Origin of the sequence: Gilliamella sp. B2717, from assembly GCF_026536675.1 — a bacterium.
GTDB classification, from domain to species: domain Bacteria; phylum Pseudomonadota; class Gammaproteobacteria; order Enterobacterales; family Orbaceae; genus Gilliamella; species Gilliamella apicola_I.
In genome coordinates, this window is the sequence record NZ_JAFNNQ010000011.1 from 52,134 (window position 1) to 78,511 (window position 26,378).

Consider the following 26,378-nt stretch of genomic DNA (forward strand, 5'->3'; position numbering starts at 1 on the left):
CAGGTTACATGTTGAGCGAAAATAAGATAACTTTTATGGTATCGATTACATTAATAAACAAGAAGCCGTTTTTATCTATTCTATCCACTCCTTGAAGATAAGGTGGGAATAGTGATTAGGTGAGATAATATAACAGAGGTATTTAACCATAACAGGGAGCTAAATGTTAAATTCATCTCACGCCATGTAGGATAAATGCTGACGTGAGAAGTGAATTGATTAAATCATCCTTTAAACATGTTTAAACGCTGCTCAAAATCATGCCAGTCATAAAATCCATCTTGATTTTGCATGGCATTTTTAAGCTGCAACGTAAAATGTTGTGGTGGGTTATTCATACTGATTTGAGCACCGGTAAATAGTTGTTCAAAGCTTTGATAAACGTATTCGGCTTTAAAATAGTGTGTTCCAGACTCTAAATGACGAAAACGTTGTAAAATTACCTTACCACCGATTGGTGTTGTTTCATATTGATTCGGTAACTGATAATGTTCAAAGTCTAATGCGCCGAATAATGAAGCAATGGTACTATCATGTCCCACAAGTAAATGAATTTTTCGATCATCATGATGCATAAGATTGTTTATCATATTAATCAATTCGGTAGCAGAATGTTTGGCAAGCGTTTTAGTTCGACAGACTAAGTTTAGATATTGATTACGTATCTGAATAAGTTGTTGCCATTGTGCTTGGCTGTTGATTCTTCCCCACGCAATCTGTTCTTTAGGAAAGCCCGAATAATATTGTAATAAAAATGCATCTACTGCACTAACACCAATCGCTAATGCACCTAACAGAGCAGGTTCTTCATGCTTTTTCAAATAAACTTCAACAGGAATATCGGCTAAATCACATTGATATTGTGCATAAAATTTGGAATGTTTATAGTCTAAAATATCGGCTAAAATTTCATAAGCAGGCGCTAAATTTTTATAGATTGATTCTGCTGTAACAGTTTCATCAATGTCCTTAATAACAGCTTGTTTAAATTCGTCAGAATCGTTACGTAAACTAGGATCAAACATGGAATCCATTTTTTCAATAGGGTATTTATGATTGATGGGGATGTCATATCCGGCAAAAGCACCTGCTGTCAAAAATTGAGCTGTAGCAACGGTTCTTTGTAAACTATTTGCATACACAAACACATCAGAAGAAGTTGCTTGGTATTGAATATGTTGATTTTCAAGCCATGTCGCTAAGTATCGTCCAAAATAAACTTCTAGCGCACCGCCTCGGGTAGTTAGATAACCATAAGGATGATCCCATTTAGGCCATTTAAACGGCGTGGCTTGTTCTAAAAATTCAAGTGTATTTTGTAATGGTGTACGGATTCCATGTCGGCTTAATATGACGACTTTATCCAATTGATAGTGATTGTTCATTATTGTTTCACCCAGCCTTGTTGATGTAAATAGTTGAGAATAAATTCTCGTTGTCCTTTGTAGATCGTTTCAGCTATTTTGTTACTCCATCCGCCTTCTTTTTGATTAGAACTACGAGTTTGATAATAATTTTCTATTTGCTCATCATACTGTGCCAATAATGTCTGATTGATTGGTTGATATTGATTTTCGAAAAAGATTAATTCACTCGGTAATCTTGGTTTCATTTCGGGTTCTTGATCTGGATACCCAATACAGAGACCAAAAAGGGGGATAACATATTTTGGCAAGGCTAGTAATTGTGTCACTTCAGATATATTATTACGTAAACCACCAATAAAGACTGTACCTAATCCTAACGATTGCGCAGCAATAACCGTATTTTGCGCCATTAAGGCGGTATCAATACAACCGACTAAAAGTTGTTCGGCTCGTTCAAGAGGAATCGTTGCATCAATTTGAAAATGTCGATTAAAATCGGCACAAAACACCCAAAATTCGGGAGCTTGATAAATATAATTTTGATCACCTGAATAGTGAGCTAATTTTTTTCGCTTATCACTGTCTGTGATACGAATAATGGTTGAACATTGAAGAAAGTTAGAACTCGGAGCCGATTGTGCTGCTTGAATCATCGATGCTATTTGCTTTTGCGTCAATGGGGTGGGTTTATAAGCACGAATTGAACGACGATGATAAATGAAATCAAGAGTTTGATTTTCCATAACGGCTCCTTAATAACGTTATTGTTTTTGAAACTGTAGATCCCAAACACCATGACCAAGATTTTGACCTCTTTTTTCAAACTTGGTAATAGGTCGGTCTGCTGGTCTTGGAATATAATCTCCTGTTGATGATAAATTTTTATAACCTGTCGCTTGATTTAACACCTCAAGCATATGTTCGGCATAATGTTGCCAATCTGTTGCTAGATGTAAAATACCATTAACTTTTAATTTACGTCTGATAAGTTCGACAAAAGCAGGCTGAATAATTCGACGCTTGTTGTGCCTTGCTTTATGCCAAGGGTCAGGGAAGAATATTTGCACCTTATCTAATGAATTATCTGCAATCATGTTTTCTAAAACTTCGACTGCATCATGGCACATCACATTTAAGTTTGATAATTGATTTTCTTCGATCGCCATTAAACAAGCTCCGACACCCGGTTTATGTACTTCAATACCTAAAAAAGATTTCTCGGGGGCATTTTTTGCCATTTCGATGAGTGATGCGCCCATACCAAATCCAATCTCTAAAACGACGTGTTGATTAGGTTCAAAGTGAATGGGCGATCCCGCATTATATTCGACACCAAAGACGGGCCATAAATTTTGTAATGCTTGTTCTTGACCTTTGGTCAAACGACCTTGTCGTAGCACAAAACTGCGTATTGTTCGTTTCGGTTTTTGTTCTTCAATATCTGTATGTAATTGTTCTGCCATTAGATTATCTACTTGTGTTGTAAAATTGATTTAAACTAATTGAAAGCTACTCTAAAATAGCGATGATTACTTAGTTTACTCGATTTTAAGTTGACGTCAAAAAACATATTGATTACCCATGGACTCTTACACTATTTTGCTAGGCAGGTTAAATTATTTTGATAATTTTTTATAATGTGGTTGAGCATGATCACCAAATGATTATATAATTGTCACTCCGATTTAACCGATTACGGATACGTAATCATGATTACATGCTTGAGGATTTCTCGTGCCTGATATGAAGCTTTTTGCTGGCAATGCTACACCTGAGCTAGCAAAGCGTATAGCTAATCGTCTTTATACTTCTCTTGGTGATATTGTTGTTGGTCGTTTTAGCGATGGAGAAGTGAACGTTCAAATTAATGAAAATGTCCGTGGTGAGGATGTTTTTATCATTCAATCAACTTGTGCACCAACCAATGATAATTTAATGGAATTGCTTGTTATGATTGATGCAATGCGTCGAGCATCTGCAGGTCGTATTACCGCTGTTATTCCTTATTTTGGTTATGCTAGACAAGATCGTCGAGTGCGTTCTGCACGGGTTCCGATCACAGCTAAAGTGGTTGCTGACTTTTTATCAACTGTCGGTGTTGATAGAGTATTAACGGTTGATCTTCATGCTGAACAGATCCAAGGTTTTTTTGATGTGCCAGTGGATAATGTATTTGGTAGCCCTGTGATTTTAGAAGATATGCTTCAACGTGATTTTGAACGCCCAATTGTTGTCTCTCCGGATATTGGTGGGGTGGTGCGAGCTCGTGCTATTGCAAAACTGTTAAATGACACCGATATGGCGATCATCGATAAACGTCGTCAACGAGCGAATGAAGCTGAAGTGATGAATATTATTGGTGATGTTGCTGATAGAGATTGTATTTTAGTCGATGATATGATTGATACAGCAGGAACGCTTTGCAAAGCCGCTGATGCATTAAAAGCACGTGGTGCTAAAAGAGTATTTGCCTACGCAACGCATCCGATTTTCTCGGGTAAAGCCGTCAGTAATATTAAAAACTCAGCCATTGATGAAATAGTCGTTTGTGATACTATTCCATTAACAGCGGAAGTTAAAGCATTGAAAAATGTACGTCAATTAACATTATCAGGAATGTTAGCAGAAGCAATTCGTCGCATAAGCAACGAAGAATCGATTTCTGCAATGTTCCATCAATAATTGATTTTTAATGATAAAGATGCCCCGTTTTTTGGGGCTTTTTAATTTAACATCTTCAAGTAACAACAGCTAACAATTAAAACATCATGACAACCATAAAACTTATTGTAGGACTGGCCAATCCTGGAAATGAATATGCCCAAACTCGACATAATGCAGGGGCATGGTATGTTGATTTGCTTGCACAACGTTATCAACAGCCGTTAAAAAATGATCCTAAATTTTTTGGTTATAGTTCACGTATCAATATCGCAGGACATGACATACGTTTATTAGTGCCTACCACGTTTATGAATTTAAGTGGTAAAGCTGTTCAAGCGATGGCTTCATTTTATCAGATAAAACCCGAAGAAATTTTAGTTGCTCATGATGAACTTGATTTAAATCCGGGTATTGCGAAATTTAAATTTGGCGGAAGTCATGGTGGTCACAATGGTTTGAAAGATATTGCTAGCAAATTAGGCAATAATCCAAATTTTTATCGATTAAGAATCGGTATCGGGCATCCGGGTGATAAAAATAAAGTGGTCGGTTTTGTGTTAAATAAACCTTCTAAGCCCGAGCAAGAACTAATAGATAAAGCGATTGATGAATCTGCACGTTGCACGGATATTTTATTATCACAAAGCTTTGAAGCCGCAATGAATCGATTACACTCGTTTAAAGCGTAATGCCGTTGATTGAGTCGAACGAATTACAATATGCTATATAAAAAATCCACCCGAAGACCAGGTGGATAACAAATCACGTAACAATCTTTGATTAAGAAAATAGATGGGTAATATTACCGCCTTTTTCGGCAATTCGTTTAAATACTTCTTTAATTAACCAAGTATTCATTGCAGCGGTATCATCTGTACTACCCGTGTAATTAAGTTCTTTTGCCAATCTTTTACGAGCATCTAGACTATTGTCTATTCCTAATAATTTTAAAAGATCAACAATCGATGTTTTCCAATTAAGTTTTTCAGGAAATTTGCTCGCTAAATTATTAAGAATTGACATAACATCCACGTCCGAAATGGGCGTTTGGTTGTCTGAATGTTGTTGATTTTGATTTTGGTCTTGATTCTGATTATTTGACGCGGCATCTTTATCATGACCGGTAATGCTGTTGACTTGATTTTTAACGGCATCAGCGACATTACCGACAGCCGCTTGAGCACTTGGAAAGATTTTAGAAAAAATATTATTTAAGATACCCAAATTACACCCCCCTATGTTTAAACTGCTTTTGAAAAAAGTGCTTAACTATTCAGATGTACAAAATATCGCCTTTAGTATAACGTTTAACAAGCAATAGTGTCAAAGAAGTTCTGGATTTATAGCATTTTTTGTTGTTAATTCAGAGAGTAAATAAATTAAATGCATGAATAAATTTTTCTATAAAAAAATTATCTTGGCGTTTTAAATGATGATAACCATGGATAAACTTAGATTGTTAACCATTCACTATTAGTGAAAATGATGCTATTAATCCTAGATTGTTCAGTTTGTTATCTGATAATGATTCCAAGTGTTGAACATGAAAAGATGATTGAGATGTTTTTATTTGTGTCCTATAAATTCCAGTTTATTTGAAGCTAAAGTGAATCACGTTGATGAGTAAATCGAAACGATAAAAGAGATGCCTGACAAATTCTAGTTTTAAAAAGTATTGCGATGACAACGTTGAACAAAAAAATATTCGCAACATTCACGCAATAATTCGATATGTCAAAGCCAATACCTTATACGCAAAATGATAATATGTCAGAGCCAGTTTTATCAGAATAAAAAATTGTGTATGATAAAAGAAATAATGTCATTGTGGCTTTGTAACTGAAGCATGCTTTTTACAAACAATATTGTGGACGTTTCAAAAAATTTAGCTTCATTTTTTACTGTACGCAATCTTTTTTGTTTCCCACAAAGTATGATGAAAATTACTGGGCTTGATTATTATCAAACGAGTAATAATGCGGGTCAATGGATCGAACACAATTATAAGGCCTACGCTAATTTGGGCGATCCGAATTCTGATAAGATTTAATTGAAAAGAGAGGTCAACTATGAAATTAATTGTCGATAATATGAGTTGTCAGCATTGTGTTAATACGATTACTAAAGCGATTAACGATATTGATCCAAAAGCGAAAGTAACGATTGATTTGGCTAAACATGAAGTTGATATCGAAGGCGGGACCATTTCACAAGAAGCCGCTATAGCGGCTATCAATGAAGCTGGGTATGAATTTGTAGGTATTTCATATTAATTAACCTATATTAAAGCAAACAAATTTGGACGTTAGTTTTTTTATTTATCTGTTTTCATTAACACGTTTAAAACGTCCAAAACCTACTTTACATCCTCTTTTAATCACTCATATTTTGAAAAATTTGAAGAGAGTGTTCGCAAATATGCGTCAATTGTGTTTTTGAATCACCACCAACAATAAAAGTGATGTGTTGGTCCAATCCCTTTACCAATATTTAAATCATCAGCATGGCGTATGGCTCCGTGAAGATATTCTTTCGCCTGTTTAACCGCGTGTGCTAAGCTGTTTTTAGGTAATAAAGCCGCAATAGCGGCTGATAAGGTACAACCTGTACCATGCGTATTTTTTGTTTGAATTCTTTGCGATGTCATTCGGATTGTTTGGTCTGAGGTGATTAAATAATCGGGACTTTCTTGACTGTCTAAGTGCCCGCCCTTCATTAGTACCGCTTTACAACCTAGTTTAAGTAAATCTTGCCCTTGTTTTAGCATCTCATCTTCATTTTTCGCTTCATCACAATCTAAAAGCGCTGCGGCTTCGGGTAAGTTAGGTGTAATAATTGTTGCCAGTGGCAATAATTGTTCTCGAATGGCGGTAATGGCATCGGGTTTTAAAAGTGCATGTCCCCCTTTAGCGATCATAACTGTATCAAGTACAATCGATGGTATAGGATGATTTTTTAATAACTGATAGACAGTTGTGACAATTTCTTTATTCATTAGCATACCAATTTTGACACTATCAATGTGGATATCTTGATATAAGGTGTTAAATTCTGCTTCGATAAATTCGGTGGGAATTGCCAATACCGCATCAACACCTTGGGTACTTTGTGCGGTTAACGCGGTAATGACAGACATGCCATACGCACCAAGTGCCGAAAACGTTTTGAGATCGGCTTGGATGCCAGCTCCCCCACTGGGATCTGAACCAGCAATAGTTAGGGCTGTAATTGTCATGATGTTGCTTCCTATCTAGCTTGATTTATTTTATTGATTAGTAAGGTGGTTGCTTGTTCAATATTGGATTGACCACAAATAGCCGATACGACTGCAACGCCTTCAATTCCTGTTTGCATCACTTCTGTTATTTTTGTTATGTCGATACCGCCAATGGCAACAGCAGGGCAATGTTTGGTTTTGACTAATTGAGTTAACTGCTCAATACCAAGTGCCGAGGATGCATCTTTCTTGGTCGAGGTCGGATAGACAGGACCAATTCCAATATAATCGACGTTTTGCCAAGGCACGGTTTCAAGTTGTTGCTGATTCGAAACAGATAGCCCTAACCATTTATTTTTACCGATCAATCGGCGAGCTACATCAACGGGCAAATCATTTTGACCAACATGCACACCATCTGCATCGACAGCTAAAGCAATATCCACATGATCATTAATCAATAGCGGTACCGATGTCTGACTGAGTGCTTCTTTCAAGGCTAAAGCAGCTTTATACCAATCTTTGCCTGTCAATTCTTGTTCTGATCGTAATTGTACGGCGGTTACACCGTTGGCAACGGCAATTTTGGTGGTGTCTACCATGCCACTAATTCCTCCACATAGTGTCGGATCGAGCACTAAATAGAGAGTAAGATCCAACTTTTTCTGCATGCTACGTCCCTATTAGTATGATGAATAAAATAGTGATAATTGATCTAATAACGATACGGCAAAACTGCCTAATCCAAGCTGTTTATTTGCCTTTTCTCCAGCTTTTTTCATCATAAAGCAAGCGGCTGCTGTGGCTAAAAGTGGATCGGTTGAATTTACAATAAACGCTGCAACCATAGCAGATAAGGAACAGCCTGTTCCGGTAATTTTGGTTAAAGCAATATCACCGCCTGCTATAGCGTAAGTCGTATGACCATCAGTAATATAATCAATGTCACCAGTCATGGCGATGATAGTCTGGTAGTCTTGTGCCAATTGTTTTGCATATTGTAAAGCGGATTTTGTCGAGTCTTGACTGTCCGGGCCTTTTGATGATGCAAATTGACCGCTTAGCGCTAAGATTTCCGAAGCATTGCCACGAATAACGGTGGGTTTAAATGATAATAATTGATACGCAATTTCGGTACGATAAGCAAGTGCCGAACCAACGGCAACAGGATCAAGTACCCATGGAGTTTGGCTTTGTTGAGCTTGGCTTGCTGCAAGTAGCATACTTTTGGCGGTATTGTGATTAATTGTACCGATGTTAATCAGTAAACTATTAGCAATTTTAACAAATTCAGCCACTTCTTGTTCAGCAATAATCATTGCTGGTGAAGCTCCAATAGCAAGTAGGACATTAGCAGTAAAATTTTGTACAACATCATTTGTTATACAATGAACTAATGGGCGTTGCGTTTTGACAAGATTAATAAAAGGTGTAACTTGTGTGATTTGAAGCGATGTGGTTACTGACATGTTCATTCCTTATTTGATTTATAGGGAAGAATTTGCCTATTGTAAAGTTGAATGGCTAGACTTCCCTACGCTGGTGTTATCCAGATCAGGTTCAACGGGTAAACTCTCAGTTTTTTTAATGAATAAAAAACACCCCGAGTCAAAATTATGCTTATATTATGAACTGCCTATTGGCTTTTAACAAGTTTGTATAATAGAAAATTTCGATTTAAATGTTATTGTAACAATTTTTCGATATCCGTAATGGCTCTTCTATCCGGCAAGAAAATGATCAGGTGATCATTCTCTTCAATCGTTAAATCCGTGTTGATAATAATAACATCTTCATCACGTACAACTGCACCAATTGTTGCCCCAGACGGTAGCTTTAATCCATTGATGTTTTTTCCGACCAGTTTTGAATTTTCTTTATCACCATGCGCAACGATTTCCACAATTTCAGATTCGCCTTGTCGTAGTGATACAACTTTGACGATGCCTGTTTGTCTGACATGACTTAAAAGTTCAGAAATAGTGGCGTGTTGGGGTGAAATAGCAATATCAATCACACTATCATTAATGAGTTCTAGGTAAGCTTGTTTTTGAATTAAGACGATGACTTTTTTAGCGCCCATTCTTTTCGCTAACATCGATGACATAATATTGGATTCATCATCGCCGGTTACCGCAATAAAAAGATCGGTAAGTTCAATCTGTTCTTGGGATAGCAATTCTTGGTCTGATGATTCGCCATGTAATACTGTGGTATTAAGTAACTGTTCGGCAATGAGTTCTGCCCGTTCGGCATTGCGTTCAATTAGTTTGACTTGATAATCATTTTCTAAGCGCTTAGCCAGTGCAAGTGCAATGCCGCCACCGCCACTAATGATAATTCGTTTATAGGGTTTTTCTAAACGTTGTAGCTCACTGGTCACGGCTTTGATATTGGTTGGCGGAGTAATAAAATACACCATATCGCCAGCTTCAATTAAGGTAGAACCCAGTGGACGAATAAAGCGATTTTTACGGTAGATAGCAACGACTCTGGCTTCAACATGCGGAAGATGTTCTTTAAGCTCTGATAGCTCACTGCCAACTAGCGCACCACCATAATACGCCATAACGGCAACTAGACACACACGGGTATCGTTGAATGAGGCAAATTGTAATGCGCCTGGATATTGAACTAAATGACTGATGTGGTTGGTAATAAGGTTTTCTGGTGCAATGATATGGTCGATATTGATACACTCTTTATTGAAAAAAGGATATCTTTCATCATTGTATTCCGGTGCGCGGATACGCGCCACTTTTTGCGGAATATTAAACATGACATGCCCTATTTGACATGCCATCATGTTGATTTCATCAGAGTTGGTAACGGCAACAAGCATATCAGCCGATTCCGCGCCAGCACTCTCTAATACTTGTGGATAAGATGATTTTCCACAAATAACTTGTAAATCAAAGCGTTCTTGCAAAGATTGCAATTTATCATGATCTTCATCGACAACAGTGACATCGTTCTGTTTTTCAGTAACAAGATATTCTGCAAGCGCACTGCCTGTTTGTCCTGCCCCAAGAATGATAATCTTCATAACTAACCTATTTTAATTAAATGGCTTTCATCGGATTGATTGTCATTAGGATAATCAATGCCTATATCAAAGCTAATTAATACTGTTTAGTGTTAATAATAATCATGTTTTTTTGATTTCAGACTATACAAAACCGATAGCGTCATAGACCTTTTTCAATGTGATATCCGCTTTAGCTCGAGCTTTTTCAGCGCCTTCTTTCATGATTGAATAGAGGTAATCTTCATCATCACGATATTGGTGATATTGTGCTTGTAAGTGACTTATCATATCAATCACTTGTGTCGCCACTTCCGTTTTAAGATGTCCATACATTTTACCCTCAAACTCTTTTTCAAGTTCGGTGACTGGTTTTCCTGTTACACCAGTTAATATATCTAATAAATTTGATACACCAGCTTTATTTTTTAAATCATAACGTACAACAGGCGGTTCATCAGAATCGGTCATCGCTCGTTTGATTTTTTTCTCGATGTCTTTAGGATTTTCAAGTAAGCCAATCACATTGTTTCGATTTTCATCAGATTTAGACATTTTTTTCGTTGGGTCTTGTAAAGACATCACTCTTGCACCAACTTTAGGGATAAAAGGTTCAGGAACAGTAAAAATGTCACCATACAGGGCATTAAAGCGCATTGCAATATCACGTGATAGTTCGAGATGTTGTTTTTGATCGTCACCCACCGGTACTAAATTAGCTTGATATAATAAAATGTCAGCTGCCATTAATACAGGATAATCAAAAAGCCCTGCGTTAATATTTTCAGCGTGTCGTGATGATTTATCCTTGAATTGGGTCATGCGACTGAGTTCACCAAAATAAGTGTAACAGTTTAATGCCCACCCTAATTCAGCATGAGCAGGTACATGAGATTGTACAAATATAGTGCTTTTTTGAGGATCAATGCCACATGCTAAATAAAGCGCCATGGTATCGAGCGTTGCTTTGCGTAGCTTCTGTGGATCTTGGCGTACTGTGATAGCATGTTGATTTACAATACAATAAACGCAATCGTATTCTTGTTGTAAAGCGACCCAATTTTTTAAGGCACCCAAATAGTTGCCAAGTGTTAATTCCCCTGATGGCTGAGCGCCACTAAATACAATCGGTTTACTCATAATTTATTCCTAATCTATTCATTCTTATTTTTTTGCCTCAGCTTTAGGCAGTGGTAACAAGGTTAATATATCTTTGAAATCGTCAAACAAAAAATCGGGGTCGCTGGTCGCTATGGATACACCATAGTTGTAACCGTAACTTAACGCAACAGTAGGGCAGTTAGCATTCTTTGCTGCGGTAATATCATTTTTCGAGTCACCAACAAATAGTAATTGATCGCAAAAGAGCCCAAACGTTGCCATAACTTGATAAAGTGGGGCAGGATGAGGTTTTAGCTTGATAACATCACCGCCACCTAGCACCAGTTTGAAATATTCTTTAATGCCTAATGATTCTAATAAAGCAGGTAAAAATTGTGCAGGTTTATTGGTAACAAGTGCTAATGGATAATGATTATCATAAAGCACTTTTAAGGTCTCTTTAACATGTGGAAAGAGTTTTGTTTCTGCATCGATAACTTTATCATAATGCTGATTAAAGCAATTTTTAGCTTGACTAAACAATTCTGCTGTTGGGGTTATATCGATTGCTTTAAAGGTACGTTCTAACATAACATCGATGCCATTACCTACCCAATTTTTAACTTGATCTTTGCTAACAGTAGGTAATTGTAAGTCGGCAAGCATTTGCTGAATTGCTAATGCAAGTCCGGGTACACTATCAACGAGTGTGCCATCCAGATCAAATGCTATTGCTTGAATGTCATCCAGTTTAGGCATAGTTTACTCCTGCTAATGCTTTTCGCATGGCATCAATAACTGATTTATAATCAGGCTGACCAAATATGGCAGACCCTGCAACAAACATATCAGCGCCTGCTTGGGCTATTTCTGCAATATTGTCGACTTTGACGCCCCCATCTATTTCAAGTCGTATATTTTGACCTGATTCAATAATACGTTGTTTAACTTGTCGTAATTTTTTTAATGTTGACGGGATAAAAGATTGCCCACCAAAACCAGGATTAACTCCCATTAATAACACAATATCAATTTTATCCATTACATAATCTAAATGATCTAACGGAGTAGCCGGATTAAAAACTAAACCAGCGGTACAACCATGATCTTTGATGAGTTGCAACGTTCGGTCAAGATGAATCGTTGCTTCGGGATGAATAGAGATATTGCTAGCTCCAGCTTTTGCAAAAGAGACAATAAGTTCTTCGACAGGGGATGCCATTAAATGGACATCGATTGGGGCTTTTATTCCGTAGTCACGTAGTGCTTGGCAAAACATTGACCCCATTGTCAAATTAGGCACAAAGTGATTGTCCATGACATCAAAATGAATTACATCAGCCCCTGCTTCAATCACTTTTTGGGTTTCTTCACCTAAACAAGCAAAATTTGCTGAAAGTATTGACGGTGCAATAATAAACTCTTTCATAACATACCTCTAATCATACAAGCCAATACTCAAATGTTTTTAGGATTATTTGTATAGCGCTAATATTTCATCAATTTTTTTTCGACCTTCACCATCACAGCTAATTGAGCGTCGCATTTCAGCTCGATAAAGGTGGCGAGCTTTACTATATAACGTTCTTGTATAATCAGTATCATGATTGGATACAAGCACTGGAATATTGTTTTTATAAGCCATTTTTTCGGCTAATTTAGAGAGTTTTTTATGTTCTTCATAGCCAAAATTATTTGAATAATATGCCGTAAATCCAGCCGAATCATTTGGCGATAAATAGGGCGGATCACAGTATATCACAGAATTTTTCTTTGCTTTTTTCATGACCTCTTGGTATGGGGCACAGATAAATTCCGCATTTTGTGCTTTTTTTGCAAAAAAGTTTAGCTCTTTCTCAGGAAAATAGATTGTTTTATAGCGACCAAATGGCACATTAAAAAGTCCACTGTTGTTATAACGACATAGACCGTTATAGCAATGACGATTTAAGTAAATAAATAATAACGATCGTAAATACTGATCTTTACTATAATTAAATACGTCTCGTAGTTGATAAAATGCCTCAGGCTTATTGTTCTGAGGTTGGAAAAATATTTTTAGATCATTAATAAACTCATTTGGTTTTGATTTCAATAAATTGAATAATTCAATTAAATCATGGTTAATATCAGCTAAAAGGTAGCTTTTATAATTGGTATTTAAGAAGACCGAACCTGCACCAACAAAAGGTTCAATCAGTTGATCTCCTTCTGGTAGATACTGCCTAATGGTGTCCACAAGCTCATATTTTCCTCCAGCCCATTTTAAAAAGGCTCGTTGTTTTTTCAAAGGATACTCCTATTTTGTCTTTGGTAGGATAAATGAACCATATCCTTTATTTTTCAGCTTTTTCTTTATTCACAGATGCACCAGATTTGACCCATGGATTATCCTTTTGTAAAGCACTAGGTAAAGATTTTATAGCCTTTTTGGCTTCATCTGATGATTTATATATACCTTTAATCAAAATAAACCATTTACTGTTATTACGTTTAGTTTCGTAAATTTGGTAATGAGTAATATTATTTTTTTCAACAAATTTTTTTAAGTTTTCAATAGATGATGAAGCACTAAGTTGAATAGTGTATTCATCATCTTTAATATAAATAGTATTGTTATTATTCCTGTTTCCGTTATGACTTGAAATAGTATTATGACTATTCGCTCCATTTTTCTCAGAAAGGGACGATGTTGTTGGTTTTTTTATAGTCGAATCATTTGATTGATTACGAGCTTTCCTTGATTCATCCACAATATTACTATTACTGGTTAGTGACTCTTGACTGTCTAATGATTGATTCGATCTTGAAGCAGTTGTAGAGTTGGGCAATAAACTTGAATCGGTGGTTTGTGTGTTACTTGATGCGTTTAACTCATCAGTTAAATATTGAGCGTTGTTGCTGTTTTCAATATCTGTTGATGAATAACCATTGACGTCAGGCGACGTCAATGATGTTGGTTCATTTTCTGTTGAAGAACTTAATATCACAAAACTTAGCGTTAAGAAAAAGATTACCATAGCAGAACCAAGAATAATTAATTTTTTCTTGGAAAAATAATTAAGAAAACTTGGTAATTTGAATGAAGTTGTAGAGTCTTTATTCGCTTTTTCTGATATATAACGGTCATCTTTATCTACACGCATATTTACTCCTTAACTTGACATCTACACTATTACTATTTCAGTATCAGTCATTATCTTGATAATAAGTAGCTTAAATTTGCTCTATTTTATCGATGATATAACCAGCTACACCTTTAGCACTTTGTTCATCTGTCTTAATAGTGATATCAGCAATTTCTTGATAAAGTGGTTCACGTTCATCAGCAAGCTCTTCATAGAGTTCTCGAGGGGTATTTCCTCCTTGTAATAATGGACGCCGTTTGTCTTTTTGAGTTCTTGCCATCTGTTTTTCAATGGTTGTTTCAAGATAGACCACTATCCCACGAGCAGATAAACGATTACGTGTCTCTTTTGATAGAACCGATCCACCGCCTGTCGCGAGTACTACACCTTGTTTTTCAGTCAATTCATTAATGACTTTTTCTTCTCTGGCGCGGAATCCGTCTTCACCCTCTAAGTCAAAAATCCAAGCAATATCGGCACCCGTTCGTTTTTCGATCTCTTGATCAGAGTCAAAAAACTCCATGCCTAACTGTTGTGCAATTTGTCGACCTATTGTGCTTTTTCCTGCCCCCATTGGGCCAATTAGAAAAATATTTCGCTTTTCTGCCATTGTAGTTTCATCATCTATTAATTTTGGTTAAAATTTACAACACAATATTAACTGACCGTGATCTTTCGTTTCACAAGCAGTTAATTGTGTAACTTTTCTTGTATCTCCGTCTAACGACAAAAATTTAGGTTGGTAATTATCTCAATAGAAAGCCCCTTTTTGCAATAGGTATTTATTAATAGTTTTAGCTAATTCCTGCTTGATGCAAATCGTGAATATTTAATGCACCGACTAATTCACCTTCGTTATTCACAACTGGTGCAGCAGTAATATTGTGATAATTAAATGATTTTAAAGCTTCTGTTGCTTTCCAACTTGCGGGTATTCTATAACCAGGACTTGTCATCACAGCTTCAATACTGTCTTGTAATGTGCCATTTTTTAATAATAATCGACGCAAATCCCCGTCAGTAAATACGCCAATAATTTTATTATTATCCTGACATATTGCAACTAATCCCACACCTGTGCGGCTGAGTTCAAGCATAGCTTCAAGTACTGTTGCGGTATGGGGAACTTTTGGAATTAAATCTCCCGTTCTCATGACATCTTTTACTTGATTAAGTAATTTCGCACCCAAACTGCCTGCCGGATGTGAACGAGCAAAATCTTCTTCATTAAAACCTCGGGCTCGCATGACGGCTATGACCAGCGCATCACCCATTAATAATGTATTTGTCGAACTCGAAGTAGGTGCTAGCCCCATAGGACACGCTTCTTTTTCGATCGATATATCAATTACGGCTTGAGCCGCTTTAGCTAAGGGTGAGTCTAAACCGCCAGTTATGGCAATCACCGGTACTTTCATCGAAGCAAGTATAGGGAGTATAAAATTAAACTCTTTTGCTCGACCCGAATAAGAAATTAGTATTGCTACATCATTTTCGCTTACCATTCCTAAATCGCCATGTAGCGCTTCGGAGGGATGCATAAAAAAAGAAGGGCTACCAGTACTGGCTAAAGAAGCAGAAATTTTTTTTCCGATATGTCCCGATTTTCCAATACCCGATACGACAATTTTTCCTTTTGCAGTTAAAATAAGCTGGCAAGCTGTAATAAAGTCTTCACCTAGCCGATTAGGTAACTTTTGAGCTTCATGAATTTCCAATTCAAGAAGTTCACGACCATATTTTAATAATTTATCCATTTCAATTAACCTATGGAGTTTTTAGAAGGTATTTGTGCCATTTATGATCTTCAATAAGTAAAATTGAAAATAATAATATATATTAGATAGCTAACAGTGTAGCAAGTAACAGAGAAATATTCAAAAAGAAAGCGAGTTAATTTTTACGTCAATCATGTTTCTTATAAATTTATGATCGATTAAGTATTAGAATTTGGAAAATAACGAGGCATTAACCACCTAAAGCTACTTTTATTCCCAGTGCGATTATAATGATACCCAGAATTTTATCAATGATGAACTGAATTTTACCGTAACATCGTTGTACCGATCGGGTTTGAAAAATAAAGACAACAAATGGCCACCAAAAAATCGCTTCTACCCAAATTATCAGTGCCACTAATAATTTGTCAATGAGCGTTGAATTAGCACTAAGTACCTGAGTAAATATAGCGAGAAAAAACAAAGTAGCTTTAGGATTAAGTAAATTACATAAAAAGCCTTGAATAAACGCTGTGCCAGATGAGATCATCCTACCATGTGATTCACAATTTAGATAACGAGTACCACTATTTTTGGCAAGTAGTGCTTTTATGCCTATCCAGATTAGGTATACAGCACCAACATAACGTAATGCATTATAAAGCAAGGGTGTTGCGGTAATCAGCACTGCGATTCCCGCAACACAATAACTCATATGAATTAATATGGCGATAATGACACCCAAACACGTGAGTAATGCTATTTTTCGGTTATAACTTAAACTATTTTTTAACACTAGAAAAAAATCAGGTCCGGGCGAAATCATTCCCAAAAAACTGACGGTAGTGACTATGATCATGGTATCAAGTGTCATGTTTGACCTATTTAACGTATTCAGCTGAGTGATTTAACGTTGCGATTTTGGATTTATTTTGTTCAATAAACTGTTTTTTATCCATGTCGATTTGGGTTAAATAATCAGTTAAAAATTTAGCATTACTTTTAATTTGAGCACCATTTAAAATCAATCTTGGTAAATCAATTTGATAGATTGTTTGATCGGATGATTTATGTAAATTTTCAGGTTTAGCATTGGTTAATAAATAAAGTTGACGCTCTTTTTCAGATAGGCGATGAATAGTAGGAGTACCCGACCCCATCATTAAGTGATCCGGAAAAATATAAAAGACCGTATCTTCGAGTAATCCATTATGCTCTAAATATTGGATAAATTGTCCAACGTTATAATCCAGTGAGGCAGCAACAAATGACATATTATCTTCTTTAGGTGTGATAACCGATGCCATTCGTTCATCGTAAAATCCATTAGGGGCATGGGTTGAAACAGTTGAAATAAATAAAGCAAAAGGTTGATTTGCCTCATTCATATCATTAATTTGTTTTTTGGCGATATCAAAAATATCTTTGTCATATAATCCAAAAGGTGCATTAGGATACTGACCTATATAGTTTTTTTCAGAAATCACTTTCAAACCAAGTAATTCAGCGGTATGTCCAATACCTGCAAAATCAGGGCCAGCCATAACATAGCGTGTTTGGTAGCCTGCCTGTTTCAATACATCCCCTAAACTGATTAATTGGGTTTGATTGCTTTTCATCAATGGCGAAGTTGAGTACCCACCAATTAAAAAAGGCACGCCTGTCATGTAAGTATACATTGATGCAGTTGTCCAGCTACTACCAACACTCATTGGCATATTCGGGAAGAAAGTATATGTTTGACGTAATTGTCTTAAATGCGGTGTGATATCCGCAAAATCTAAAAAACCTTGCTCAAACGATTCTAACGAAATGACGATAATATTTTTTCCTTTATGACTAATTAACTGATTTTTATTAGTGTAATCAGTCATATTGAGCGTTTGTAGTGCTTGTTCGAATGATTCACGAGGTGCGTTTGTCACTTGATAAATTTCGTATAAACGGCTTAACGGTCCATTGTGATAACTGATGCTAATAATGGCAATCATAGCCAATACCAAACGAAGTAATGGATGACATTTTCGCTTAAATAAACTCGCTAACTTAAACAGTAAAAATACAAAACCCAAAAAAACAACAATCACCAAGAGTGCTTGTAATTTAAAAATGAATAACCCTTGTATAATGTCATTGATATTTAAATTGACGTAAAACTGGTAGTCTATAAAGCCGCCACTAAAATAGATTGAGGTTAACTCCATGACTACAAAAACTGTCAACAGGCTGATCACCAGCAGTTGCCACTTTTTGCGTTTAAAAAAAGAGGCAACCACGACGGTAATAATTAAAAGAGGTAAAACAATTAATGTCGAAAGTGGCATAGAACAAAATACTCAATGATTAACTTTTGCATAAGTATATACTTAATATTATGAAAAATAAAAAGCAGCGAGTATTTTTATCTCAATAGCTAGATAAAATGCTGTTAACTGACAATTTTGAGTGTAATTAATCTGTTATTTATCAACAAATAAATTAAAAAATCACATTTTTTTGTTAAGGTTAAATTATAACCGTTTGGTGAATTAATCGGATATTTAGCCTATCAAGATTTTTATAATCTTATTTCTATAAATATTATTTATAACTCATAAAAAAGATTGAAATAAAATGTTGGATAGGTAAGGATAATTCATCGTGATTTTTAAGCGTAAAGTTAATCAACAGCCTAAAAGCCAATGTAATTGAAAATAAGGAGTCAAAATGTTTAGTAAAGAAATGACTATTGCCGATTATGACAAGGAGTTGTGGGATGCCATTAAGGGTGAAGAACAACGTCAAGAAGATCATCTTGAATTAATTGCATCCGAAAATTATGCCAGCCCAAGAGTAATGCAAGCACAAGGTTCCCAGTTAACCAATAAATATGCAGAAGGGTATCCAGGTAAACGTTACTACGGTGGTTGTGAATATGTCGATATTGTTGAAAAATTGGCTATTGAACGAGCAAAAACGTTATTTGGTGCTGATTATGCCAATGTACAACCCCATTCAGGTTCGCAAGCTAACTTTGCTGTTTATACCGCGTTATTAAATCCTGGCGATACAGTACTGGGTATGAATTTATCTGAAGGTGGTCATTTAACCCATGGTGCACCGGTTAGTTTTTCAGGCAAGCTTTATCATGTGGTTGCCTATGGTGTTGATGAGGCAGGTCGTATTGATTATGAACAGTTAGCGACCATTGCTAATGAGTCAAAACCTAAAATGATTATTGGCGGTTTTTCTGCTTATTCTGGTATTGTTGACTGGAAGCGTATGCGTGAAATTGCTGATAGTGTGGGTGCTTATTTATTTGTGGATATGGCGCATGTTGCAGGTTTAGTGGCAGCAGGTGTTTATCCAAATCCTGTTCCTTATGCGCATGTGGTTACCACAACAACCCATAAAACCCTTGGTGGACCAAGAGGCGGATTAATTTTGGCAAAAGGTGGTAGTGAAGATCTTTATAAAAAATTAAATTCATCGGTATTTCCTGGTGCGCAAGGTGGGCCTTTAATGCATGTCATTGCAGCAAAAGCGGTGGCATTGAAAGAAGCAATGGAACCAGCTTATCAACAATACCAACAACAAGTCGTTAAAAATGCACAAGCAATGGTTGATGTGATTTTAAAACGGGGCTATAAAGTCGTTTCTGGTGAAACACACAATCATCTATTTTTGATTGATTTAGTCGATAAAAAAATTACAGGTAAAGAAGCTGACGCAGCATTAGGAAGTGCAAATATCACCGTGAATAAAAATAGTGTGCCAAAAGATCCGCAAAGTCCTTTTGTCACATCTGGTATTCGTATTGGTTCACCTGCGATTACAAGGCGAGGATTTAAAGAGCCCGAGTCTCGTGAATTGGCTAATTGGATTTGCGATGTATTAGATAATATTGATGATGAACAAACGATCCAAGCCGTAAAAGAAAAAGTATTAGCGATATGTCGGCAATTCCCTGTTTATCAACATTAAGATACCATCATTATCGCCGACACTATCGGCGATAATGATAGATTTGTTTTTATTGTTTTTCTGTGTCTGTGGTTTTTTGTATAAGTTCTTGCTTTTGTTGCTCTATAAAGTGTGTTATATGACCTTTATGCCATAACCACCCACCTGTTATACCAATACCTAATACTAAAGCTATCCAAAATACAATAGCAAATTTATTACGACGTTTTCTCATTGGGTCACGTAAATTACGTTTTGCATTCTTCGGTAATTCTGCTTTACTAGTGAGTAATCCACCTAATAATAAGTTTATTTTCACTTGCCCATTAATTGCCCAACCGGATGCTTCAAGAAGTGGTCCAAGTGTACGGTGTCTTAATTTTAACCAAGCTAAAATCACAGAAGGGCCCGATATAATGACAAATAATCCAATAATAACCAAAGGAAGTTGCCACCAGCTTAATGAAAATAGTGCTTGGAAAATGGTTGCTAAAGCAGTACCAATTGCACCAAGTGCTAAGCCAATTGCGGCAAATATACCCACGCTTTTACCAATATCAAATTTGGTATCTGGATTTTGTAAGACTTGCGTACCGGTTTTTTCGATATCGGCATCTTTGCTGGTTGCCCATTTATTAATTTGTTCAGTAATTAGGCGACCAATACGTTGATAAGGAGCCCAAACAGCTTGTTGGATACTGATTGGTTTTGTAATAATTTTAACTACATTAGCATCCCAATCATTACCTTCATTGTCAATAAATACACCGTTACGACCTTCGATAAGTAAATCACCTTGCCCTGCAGTAATAGCCGCTGCAATCACCTTTTTTTCACCTTGTCTGGTACATTCACAGTAAAGTAAACACAGTTCCGAGTAGTTAGACATTGTAATGTGTTTGGCAATATTATCTACCGAAACACATAACGTTGCACAGCGACCATCAATATAGAGTTTTCCAAGTTGAAATGCGGCTCTTTTTTCAAGTGAAAAGAAATCAGAAAAAGAGGTAAAATTGACGAGTAGTCGATACAAATGTTTGTGAAATAGAACAAGTTTTTCTAAAATTAAAACATCTGAGGCTGAAATCGGCGTTTTATTGTCTTGATCAACCATTTCTTGAAATTGAGCCAATAAATCACTATTTGCCATGTTTTTAATCGTTTTGTTTGATAAATCTTCAATGCTATCGGTTGGTTGAACTGAAACTTTGGTTTGAACCATACTAGGTTTTGAATTAATCAGCGAGGCGTAAGGATCCAGACTGGTTTGAATATTTTGCCATTCTTCTTCTGTTAGTACATTAGAATTAGCTAATAACGGCGAAACGAGTGTTTTAAATTGTGTAATTTTTGCTTTCCATAATGGATTGAGCCCATTGACCAAATCGAGAGAGTTATGGGTATCGATTTTTGATAACGGTAATTCGGCTAGCGCTTCGTCTGATAATAACCCATTTTCTGTTGGGACTATATACTTCTCATCAACGTTCAATGCTGTTTGTGCTTGTGGTGCATATTGTGCAAGTTCCACACGTAAAAAATAGTCATCTATTTTGGGTTTTAGCGTTTGAACAAGGTTCCATATTTCAGCACTATTTTCGCCAAATGGTGTTTGTGTATTACTTATATCCTTTTGCCATTGTTGCCATATTTGTAAGTTTTGAACAAATGTTTTGGCAATATCTATGTTAATTCCATTTTCTCCACTCATATCTTTTTCAGCCCCAACAATTTTTATTGCTGATTTGATAAAAGTTTGCATTTCTGGTGATAGCTCGGCGGATGCAGGAAAAATTAAATCACCATTGTAAAGTTTGCCTGCATTAATTTTAATAGATTGTTGTACATCATCTTGAGTTAAATAATCACAATCACTTTTGTTTAAATTGACAAGAATGCTGCGAGCGGTGATGAATAATTTTTTACCTTGTTCTGTTTCTGTATTAATTTGTGACAAAGGTAAAATATCTGATGAATGTAAGATCGTTTCAAAAGAGTGAATTTTACCTCTTGTCCAAGCGATAGCATCTAATATATCGGGAATGCGAATGCGACCGTCTTGATCTTCATCCAAAAGTGCCAATGTTCGTTTGTCAAAATCTAGCCCTGTCGTCGGGCAACTGAGTGCGACCCATAATTTAGGGTCAAGATTGGGTAGATTAATAATATCGTCGGCGTTTTTAAAAACAACTTGATCTAATCCACCTACACGCTGAAATGTCCACATATGACTCATGATAACCTCCATACTGAAATTTATTTTATTTCCTTTATGTAAATAAATATAACAGTATTAGTCGTTTAATGAAAGAGAACAGTGATTTTAAGCTTGTGAAATTTTAAAAAATTTTGAAGAATTGAGTTTAGTTGCTGACCACAACTTTATGATAGAATAACGCCATATTACTTAATATCCAAATAAAAAATAACTATGTCATTAATCAATCTTACAAATGCTTATCTTTCCTTTAGTGATGCGCCACTACTCGACCATATTGATATGTCGATTGAAGCTAATGAGCGTGTCTGTCTTGTTGGGCGTAATGGTGCAGGTAAATCAACGTTACTAAAAGTATTAAATAAAGAAGTACCGTTAGATGAAGGTCAAATTATTTATGAGAATAATGTTGTTGTATCACGTTTACAACAAGATCCCCCAAGGGATATTCAAGGAAATGTGTTCGATTTCGTTGCAGAAGGTTTAAAAGAACAAGCTCAATTATTGAGGGATTATTATGATTTATCTCATCGTATTGAACAAGATCCCAGTGAAAGTAATCTGTCTAAATTAGCTAAATTACAAGAGCAATTAGATCAGCAAAATGGTTGGCAACTTGATAATCGTATTCGTAATGTTATCTCTTCACTTTCCTTGGATGGTGATGTGCTGTTGTCATCCTTATCAGGAGGTTGGTTGCGTAAAGCCGCATTGGCTAAAGCATTAGTGTGTCAGCCAACAGTATTGTTACTGGATGAGCCAACTAACCATTTAGATATCGAAACGATTAAATGGTTAGAGGAATTTTTAAAAAGTTTTAATGGTAGCATTGTGTTTATTTCACATGATCGTTCTTTTATTCGGCAAATGGCAACGCGTATTATTGACCTCGATAGAGGTAAAGTGGCTTCATGGGGTGGTGATTATGATAGTTATCTTGTTGGAAAAGAGGAAGCACTACGTGTCGAAGAGTTGCAAAATGCAGAATTTGATAAAAAATTAGCTCAAGAAGAAGTGTGGATACGTCAAGGTATCAAAGCTCGCCGTACACGTAACGAAGGTAGAGTACGCGCTTTAAAGGCGATGAGACAAGAACATTCACAGCGTCGCCAAGTCATGGGTAGTGCAAAAATGCAAATTGAAGAAGCGTTGCGTTCGGGCAAAATTGTTTTTGAATTGGATAATGTGAGCTATCAAGTCGCAGATAAATTATTGGTTAATGATTTTACGGTACAAGTATTACGTGGCGATAAAATTGCGCTGATTGGTCCTAATGGTATAGGTAAAACAACACTTTTAAAGCTGATGTTAGGTAACTTACAGCCGACATCGGGTAGCGTCCATTGTGGTACCAAATTGGAAGTCGCTTATTTTGATCAGTATCGACTTGAGTTGGATCCTGAAAAGACAGTGATGGATAATTTGGCTGAAGGTAAACAAGAGGTGATGGTTAATGGTCGATCTCGTCACGTGCTTGGCTATTTGCAGGACTTTTTGTTTCCACCTAAACGCGCCAGAACTCCTGTTCGTGCATTATCAGGGGGAGAGCGAAATCGTTTATTGTTAGCTAAATTATTTTTAAAACCAAGTAATTTATTAGTACTCGATGAGCCCACCAATGATCTGGATATTGAAACATTAGAGTTATTAGAAGAGCTAGTCAATGAGTATCAAGGCACCGTTTTATTGGTTAGCCATGATCGACAGTTTGTTGATAATGTGGTTACTCAATGTTGGTTTTTTGAAGAAAAAGGTCATATCGGTATTTATGCAGGCGGATATACTGATGCTTTACAGCAACAGCAGCAAGCAAAACCCGTGTCGGTGAAAAAAAATAGTGCACAGGTTAAAAAAGATGAAAAAGCGGTAACTGCTCAAGCTAACGTGCCTGAAGCGAAAAAGAAAGTAAAGTTAAATTATCATGAACAACGTGAATTAGCACAGTTACCAAGCCAAATAGAGCAATTGGAATTAGCAATAGCTGATTTACAAGCGCAAATAGGGCACAGTGACTTTTTCAATCAACCCCACGAGGTGACGAGCCCGATTTTAACTGACTTAGCCAATAAAGAAGCTGAACTAGAAGCCATCTTTGCACGTTGGGAAGCGCTTGAGTCGTTAAGTCAACAATAGTCGTGTTAAGAGCTTGCTGGCAAGCTCTTGTTAGCATTTACCATGTTCTTTTTGTTAATACAAAAAAGAGTGCTAATGCGAAAATGACAAATATTGCACCAATAAACCCGATATACTCGGTTGAAAGTCTGACTAATACTTGGCTACCTACAAACGCACCTGCTCCAATGCCGATATTATAAATACCTGAATAAACAGATGTTGCAATATCAGCTGCATCTGGAGCAACATCAATGACTTTACTTTGCATAACCATGCCGATGATGGTGATCGCAAGTCCCCATAACATGCCTTGTAAGATTGCAGTGATTAAATTGAACGAGCAAACATAGAGTGAAAGTAAACAAATCATCAATAGTAACAAAGGGATGATTAGAATTGCTGTTGGATGTCTATCCGAATATTTAGCAAAGACAACACTGCCGATCATACCTGAAAAACCAATAGCTAATAGTATGCTAACCACCACTTTTTCGTTAAAGCCACCGACATTTATCATAAATGGGGTGATATAGGTATAAGCACAAAAATGCCCAGTGATAATAATTGCTGTTAACAGATAGATATTAAGTAATACTGGTCGTTTAAGTACTTTCGGAATATCACGGATAGATAAGGTGTCTGTGCTTGGCACAGGCGGTAATAAATAGAGTAATGAAACCATGACACAAAAAGCAATAAAACCGATGCATAAAAAAGTAATCCGCCAACCAACAACTTGACCAATTATCGTGCCAATTGGAATACCTAAAATTGTTGCCATTGAAACGCCGACAACAATAAAACCCATTGCTTTAGCTTTTTTGCCATTGGGTGCAAGTCGTACTGCTAAAGGCGTAGTAATAGCCCAAAATACAGCGTGTGCACAAGCGATTCCAATTCTGGCTACCATTAAACTATAAAAGTCCCAAGCAAAACCCGCTAAGATATGGCTACCAATGAATAAACAGAATAAGAAAACAAGAAGTTTTCGGCGATCCATTTTTGAAGTTAATACCGTTAATGGTAACGATAATAATGAAACAGACCAAGCATAGATAGTTAATAATAATCCTGCATGCGCTTCATCCATTGAAAAACTTTTAGCGATGTTGGGTAGCAACCCTACCGGAACAAATTCGGTGGTATTAAAAATAAATGCTGCAAATGCCAAACATAAAATTGACGACCAAATTCGAGACCGTTTATTAGCATTGTTTATCATGTTGTTTTTTAAAGAAGGGATAAATAGATTGAGTGTCATTATAACATGAATAATGTTCGTTATTAAACAGTCAGTAAAGATAATGGTGTCATCTTCGATGACAACTAATCGGCATTCTTTATCGATTTTGTACCTTCATTCGTAACAGGTATATAATACTCATACCTTTCCACTAGCAGTGATGATAATCATGAATCAACTTTTTATTACGATATGTCTATTAATTTTTAGTAATATGTTTATGACGTTTGCTTGGTATGGCCATTTACGTTTTTTGCATAATCAAGTCTGGATTGTTGCCGTTTTTATTAGTTGGGGGATTGCGCTGTTTGAGTATTTATTGCAAGTTCCTGCTAATCGTATAGGCTTTCAAGTTGCCACCGCTGGTCAATTAAAAATTATTCAAGAAGTCATTAGTTTGTCTGTCTTTATACCCTTCTCAATTTATATCTTAAAAGAACCTTTTAAAACTGATTATATTTGGGCTGGTTGCTGTTTGCTTGGTGCAGTATTTTTTATGTTTCGAGATAAAATTTTTGCATCATAAACAGTTATGATACCTCTATTTTAAATATCATTACGGCTTGAAGAGTGATTCGATCTTTTATATCACTATTGATAAAAAGTGACAGTATGAAAATGTGATAGTTGTCACATA

General features: G+C 36.2%; 25 protein-coding genes and 1 riboswitch. Of the genes, 6 read left to right on the forward strand and 19 right to left on the reverse strand.

Annotated features, from left to right (window positions below; translation table 11 throughout):
* Positions 1-224: 224 nt before the first annotated feature.
* Genes J3U35_RS02695 through trmB form a run of 3 tightly spaced genes read right to left on the reverse strand, consistent with a single transcriptional unit; the run spans position 225 to position 2,830 of the window.
* Entirely contained in the window at positions 225-1,385 is a 1,161-nt protein-coding gene (locus tag J3U35_RS02695) for a histidine-type phosphatase (RefSeq protein WP_267359389.1), read from the reverse strand.
* A complete protein-coding gene (nfsA, locus tag J3U35_RS02700; protein WP_267359391.1) occupies positions 1,385-2,110 on the reverse strand; it encodes an oxygen-insensitive NADPH nitroreductase in 726 nt (241 codons plus the stop codon). Before nfsA ends, J3U35_RS02695 begins: the two co-directional genes overlap by 1 nt.
* An 18-nt stretch (positions 2,111-2,128) precedes the next feature.
* The gene (gene trmB, locus J3U35_RS02705; protein WP_267359393.1) at positions 2,129-2,830 is read right to left on the reverse strand and encodes a tRNA (guanosine(46)-N7)-methyltransferase TrmB; all 702 of its coding nucleotides are present in this window, start codon (positions 2,828-2,830) and stop codon (positions 2,129-2,131) included.
* Positions 2,831-3,101: 271 nt separating this feature from the next.
* Here trmB and J3U35_RS02710 point away from each other — a divergent pair, with 271 nt between their 5' ends.
* Together J3U35_RS02710 and pth are read left to right on the forward strand one after the other, a co-directional pair.
* Positions 3,102-4,049, forward strand: coding sequence for a ribose-phosphate pyrophosphokinase (locus tag J3U35_RS02710; protein ID WP_065558808.1), 948 nt, complete (start codon positions 3,102-3,104; stop codon positions 4,047-4,049).
* An 86-nt stretch (positions 4,050-4,135) separates the two neighbouring features.
* Positions 4,136-4,720, forward strand: a complete 585-nt coding sequence (gene pth / locus J3U35_RS02715) for an aminoacyl-tRNA hydrolase (RefSeq protein WP_324100926.1) — start codon at positions 4,136-4,138, stop codon at positions 4,718-4,720.
* Between the two features lie 91 nt (positions 4,721-4,811).
* Here pth and J3U35_RS02720 read toward each other — a convergent pair whose 3' ends face one another.
* Complete coding sequence (locus J3U35_RS02720; RefSeq protein WP_267349771.1) at positions 4,812-5,255, reverse strand: DUF3597 domain-containing protein; 444 nt, start codon at positions 5,253-5,255, stop codon at positions 4,812-4,814.
* A gap of 845 nt (positions 5,256-6,100) precedes the next feature.
* Between J3U35_RS02720 and J3U35_RS02725 the strand changes: the two genes are divergently transcribed.
* Positions 6,101-6,304, forward strand: a complete 204-nt coding sequence (locus J3U35_RS02725; RefSeq protein ID WP_267349770.1) for a heavy-metal-associated domain-containing protein — start codon at positions 6,101-6,103, stop codon at positions 6,302-6,304.
* 167 nt (positions 6,305-6,471) lie between these two features.
* Here J3U35_RS02725 and thiD read toward each other — a convergent pair whose 3' ends face one another.
* The 13 genes from thiD to J3U35_RS02790 all read right to left on the reverse strand — a co-directional run bounded on the left by thiD (position 6,472) and on the right by J3U35_RS02790 (position 18,544).
* Entirely contained in the window at positions 6,472-7,269 is a 798-nt protein-coding gene (thiD, locus tag J3U35_RS02730; protein WP_267359494.1) for a bifunctional hydroxymethylpyrimidine kinase/phosphomethylpyrimidine kinase, read from the reverse strand.
* A gap of 8 nt (positions 7,270-7,277) precedes the next feature.
* Positions 7,278-7,919, reverse strand: a complete 642-nt coding sequence (thiE, locus tag J3U35_RS02735) for a thiamine phosphate synthase (RefSeq protein WP_267359395.1) — start codon at positions 7,917-7,919, stop codon at positions 7,278-7,280.
* Positions 7,920-7,931: 12 nt separating this feature from the next.
* Entirely contained in the window at positions 7,932-8,717 is a 786-nt protein-coding gene (gene thiM / locus J3U35_RS02740) for a hydroxyethylthiazole kinase (RefSeq protein WP_267359397.1), read from the reverse strand.
* A gap of 45 nt (positions 8,718-8,762) precedes the next feature.
* Positions 8,763-8,864, reverse strand: a riboswitch (TPP riboswitch).
* A gap of 68 nt (positions 8,865-8,932) precedes the next feature.
* Positions 8,933-10,294 (reverse strand): Trk system potassium transporter TrkA, encoded by a 1,362-nt coding sequence (gene trkA, locus J3U35_RS02745; protein ID WP_220215588.1) that lies wholly within the window; start codon positions 10,292-10,294, stop codon positions 8,933-8,935.
* Between the two features lie 123 nt (positions 10,295-10,417).
* On the reverse strand, positions 10,418-11,413 hold the full coding sequence (gene trpS / locus J3U35_RS02750; protein WP_267349765.1) for a tryptophan--tRNA ligase: 996 nt from the start codon (positions 11,411-11,413) through the stop codon (positions 10,418-10,420).
* Between the two features lie 24 nt (positions 11,414-11,437).
* A complete protein-coding gene (locus tag J3U35_RS02755) occupies positions 11,438-12,133 on the reverse strand; it encodes a phosphoglycolate phosphatase (protein ID WP_267349763.1) in 696 nt (231 codons plus the stop codon).
* Positions 12,126-12,803 (reverse strand): ribulose-phosphate 3-epimerase, encoded by a 678-nt coding sequence (rpe, locus tag J3U35_RS02760; protein ID WP_267359399.1) that lies wholly within the window; start codon positions 12,801-12,803, stop codon positions 12,126-12,128. The genes J3U35_RS02755 and rpe overlap by 8 nt, the downstream gene beginning before the upstream one ends.
* A 45-nt stretch (positions 12,804-12,848) precedes the next feature.
* Complete coding sequence (locus J3U35_RS02765) at positions 12,849-13,664, reverse strand: Dam family site-specific DNA-(adenine-N6)-methyltransferase (protein WP_267349761.1); 816 nt, start codon at positions 13,662-13,664, stop codon at positions 12,849-12,851.
* 46 nt (positions 13,665-13,710) lie between these two features.
* Positions 13,711-14,520: an SPOR domain-containing protein gene (locus J3U35_RS02770; protein ID WP_267359401.1), complete on the reverse strand. Its 810-nt coding sequence runs from the start codon at positions 14,518-14,520 to the stop codon at positions 13,711-13,713.
* 70 nt (positions 14,521-14,590) lie between these two features.
* Positions 14,591-15,112, reverse strand: coding sequence for a shikimate kinase AroK (gene aroK, locus J3U35_RS02775; RefSeq protein ID WP_065558794.1), 522 nt, complete (start codon positions 15,110-15,112; stop codon positions 14,591-14,593).
* A gap of 184 nt (positions 15,113-15,296) precedes the next feature.
* Positions 15,297-16,259, reverse strand: a complete 963-nt coding sequence (gutQ, locus tag J3U35_RS02780) for an arabinose-5-phosphate isomerase GutQ (RefSeq protein WP_267349756.1) — start codon at positions 16,257-16,259, stop codon at positions 15,297-15,299.
* Between the two features lie 211 nt (positions 16,260-16,470).
* Positions 16,471-17,094 carry a LysE family translocator gene (locus J3U35_RS02785; protein ID WP_267359403.1) on the reverse strand — a complete coding sequence of 208 codons (624 nt, stop codon included), beginning with the start codon at positions 17,092-17,094 and terminating at the stop codon, positions 16,471-16,473.
* Between the two features lie 7 nt (positions 17,095-17,101).
* Positions 17,102-18,544: an LTA synthase family protein gene (locus J3U35_RS02790; RefSeq protein WP_267359405.1), complete on the reverse strand. Its 1,443-nt coding sequence runs from the start codon at positions 18,542-18,544 to the stop codon at positions 17,102-17,104.
* Positions 18,545-18,926: 382 nt separating this feature from the next.
* On the opposite strand from J3U35_RS02790, the gene glyA reads away from it, so the two are divergent.
* Positions 18,927-20,183, forward strand: coding sequence for a serine hydroxymethyltransferase (gene glyA / locus J3U35_RS02795; protein WP_267359407.1), 1,257 nt, complete (start codon positions 18,927-18,929; stop codon positions 20,181-20,183).
* A 49-nt stretch (positions 20,184-20,232) separates the two neighbouring features.
* On the opposite strand, the gene J3U35_RS02800 is transcribed toward glyA, so the two are convergent.
* Positions 20,233-22,401, reverse strand: coding sequence for a hypothetical protein (locus J3U35_RS02800; RefSeq protein ID WP_267359408.1), 2,169 nt, complete (start codon positions 22,399-22,401; stop codon positions 20,233-20,235).
* Between the two features lie 195 nt (positions 22,402-22,596).
* On the opposite strand from J3U35_RS02800, the gene J3U35_RS02805 reads away from it, so the two are divergent.
* Entirely contained in the window at positions 22,597-24,516 is a 1,920-nt protein-coding gene (locus tag J3U35_RS02805; RefSeq protein ID WP_267359410.1) for an ABC transporter ATP-binding protein, read from the forward strand.
* A gap of 37 nt (positions 24,517-24,553) precedes the next feature.
* Here J3U35_RS02805 and J3U35_RS02810 read toward each other — a convergent pair whose 3' ends face one another.
* On the reverse strand, positions 24,554-25,720 hold the full coding sequence (locus tag J3U35_RS02810; RefSeq protein WP_267359412.1) for a sugar transporter: 1,167 nt from the start codon (positions 25,718-25,720) through the stop codon (positions 24,554-24,556).
* 190 nt (positions 25,721-25,910) lie between these two features.
* On the opposite strand from J3U35_RS02810, the gene J3U35_RS02815 reads away from it, so the two are divergent.
* Positions 25,911-26,267, forward strand: coding sequence for a DMT family protein (locus tag J3U35_RS02815; RefSeq protein WP_267359414.1), 357 nt, complete (start codon positions 25,911-25,913; stop codon positions 26,265-26,267).
* Positions 26,268-26,378 lie beyond the last annotated feature (111 nt).

Bases quoted from the DNA above. Each gene is read 5' to 3' on its own strand.
- J3U35_RS02725 (WP_267349770.1), top strand. From the start codon at position 6,101: ATGAAATTAATTGTCGATAATATGAGTTGTCAGCATTGTGTTAATACG.
- glyA (WP_267359407.1), top strand. From the start codon at position 18,927: ATGTTTAGTAAAGAAATGACTATTGCCGATTATGACAAGGAGTTGTGG.
- J3U35_RS02755 (WP_267349763.1), bottom strand. From the start codon at position 12,133: ATGCCTAAACTGGATGACATTCAAGCAATAGCATTTGATCTGGATGGC.
- aroK (WP_065558794.1), bottom strand. From the start codon at position 15,112: ATGGCAGAAAAGCGAAATATTTTTCTAATTGGCCCAATGGGGGCAGGA.
- J3U35_RS02785 (WP_267359403.1), bottom strand. From the start codon at position 17,094: ATGACACTTGATACCATGATCATAGTCACTACCGTCAGTTTTTTGGGA.
- trmB (WP_267359393.1), bottom strand. From the start codon at position 2,830: ATGGCAGAACAATTACATACAGATATTGAAGAACAAAAACCGAAACGA.
- nfsA (WP_267359391.1), bottom strand. From the start codon at position 2,110: ATGGAAAATCAAACTCTTGATTTCATTTATCATCGTCGTTCAATTCGT.
- trpS (WP_267349765.1), bottom strand. From the start codon at position 11,413: ATGAGTAAACCGATTGTATTTAGTGGCGCTCAGCCATCAGGGGAATTA.
- pth (WP_324100926.1), top strand. From the start codon at position 4,136: ATGACAACCATAAAACTTATTGTAGGACTGGCCAATCCTGGAAATGAA.
- J3U35_RS02810 (WP_267359412.1), bottom strand. From the start codon at position 25,720: ATGATAAACAATGCTAATAAACGGTCTCGAATTTGGTCGTCAATTTTA.
- J3U35_RS02695 (WP_267359389.1), bottom strand. From the start codon at position 1,385: ATGAACAATCACTATCAATTGGATAAAGTCGTCATATTAAGCCGACAT.
- thiM (WP_267359397.1), bottom strand. From the start codon at position 8,717: ATGTCAGTAACCACATCGCTTCAAATCACACAAGTTACACCTTTTATT.
- J3U35_RS02815 (WP_267359414.1), top strand. From the start codon at position 25,911: ATGAATCAACTTTTTATTACGATATGTCTATTAATTTTTAGTAATATG.
- rpe (WP_267359399.1), bottom strand. From the start codon at position 12,803: ATGAAAGAGTTTATTATTGCACCGTCAATACTTTCAGCAAATTTTGCT.
- J3U35_RS02800 (WP_267359408.1), bottom strand. From the start codon at position 22,401: ATGAGTCATATGTGGACATTTCAGCGTGTAGGTGGATTAGATCAAGTT.
- J3U35_RS02805 (WP_267359410.1), top strand. From the start codon at position 22,597: ATGTCATTAATCAATCTTACAAATGCTTATCTTTCCTTTAGTGATGCG.
- trkA (WP_220215588.1), bottom strand. From the start codon at position 10,294: ATGAAGATTATCATTCTTGGGGCAGGACAAACAGGCAGTGCGCTTGCA.
- J3U35_RS02770 (WP_267359401.1), bottom strand. From the start codon at position 14,520: ATGCGTGTAGATAAAGATGACCGTTATATATCAGAAAAAGCGAATAAA.
- J3U35_RS02790 (WP_267359405.1), bottom strand. From the start codon at position 18,544: ATGCCACTTTCGACATTAATTGTTTTACCTCTTTTAATTATTACCGTC.
- gutQ (WP_267349756.1), bottom strand. From the start codon at position 16,259: ATGGATAAATTATTAAAATATGGTCGTGAACTTCTTGAATTGGAAATT.
- thiE (WP_267359395.1), bottom strand. From the start codon at position 7,919: ATGCAGAAAAAGTTGGATCTTACTCTCTATTTAGTGCTCGATCCGACA.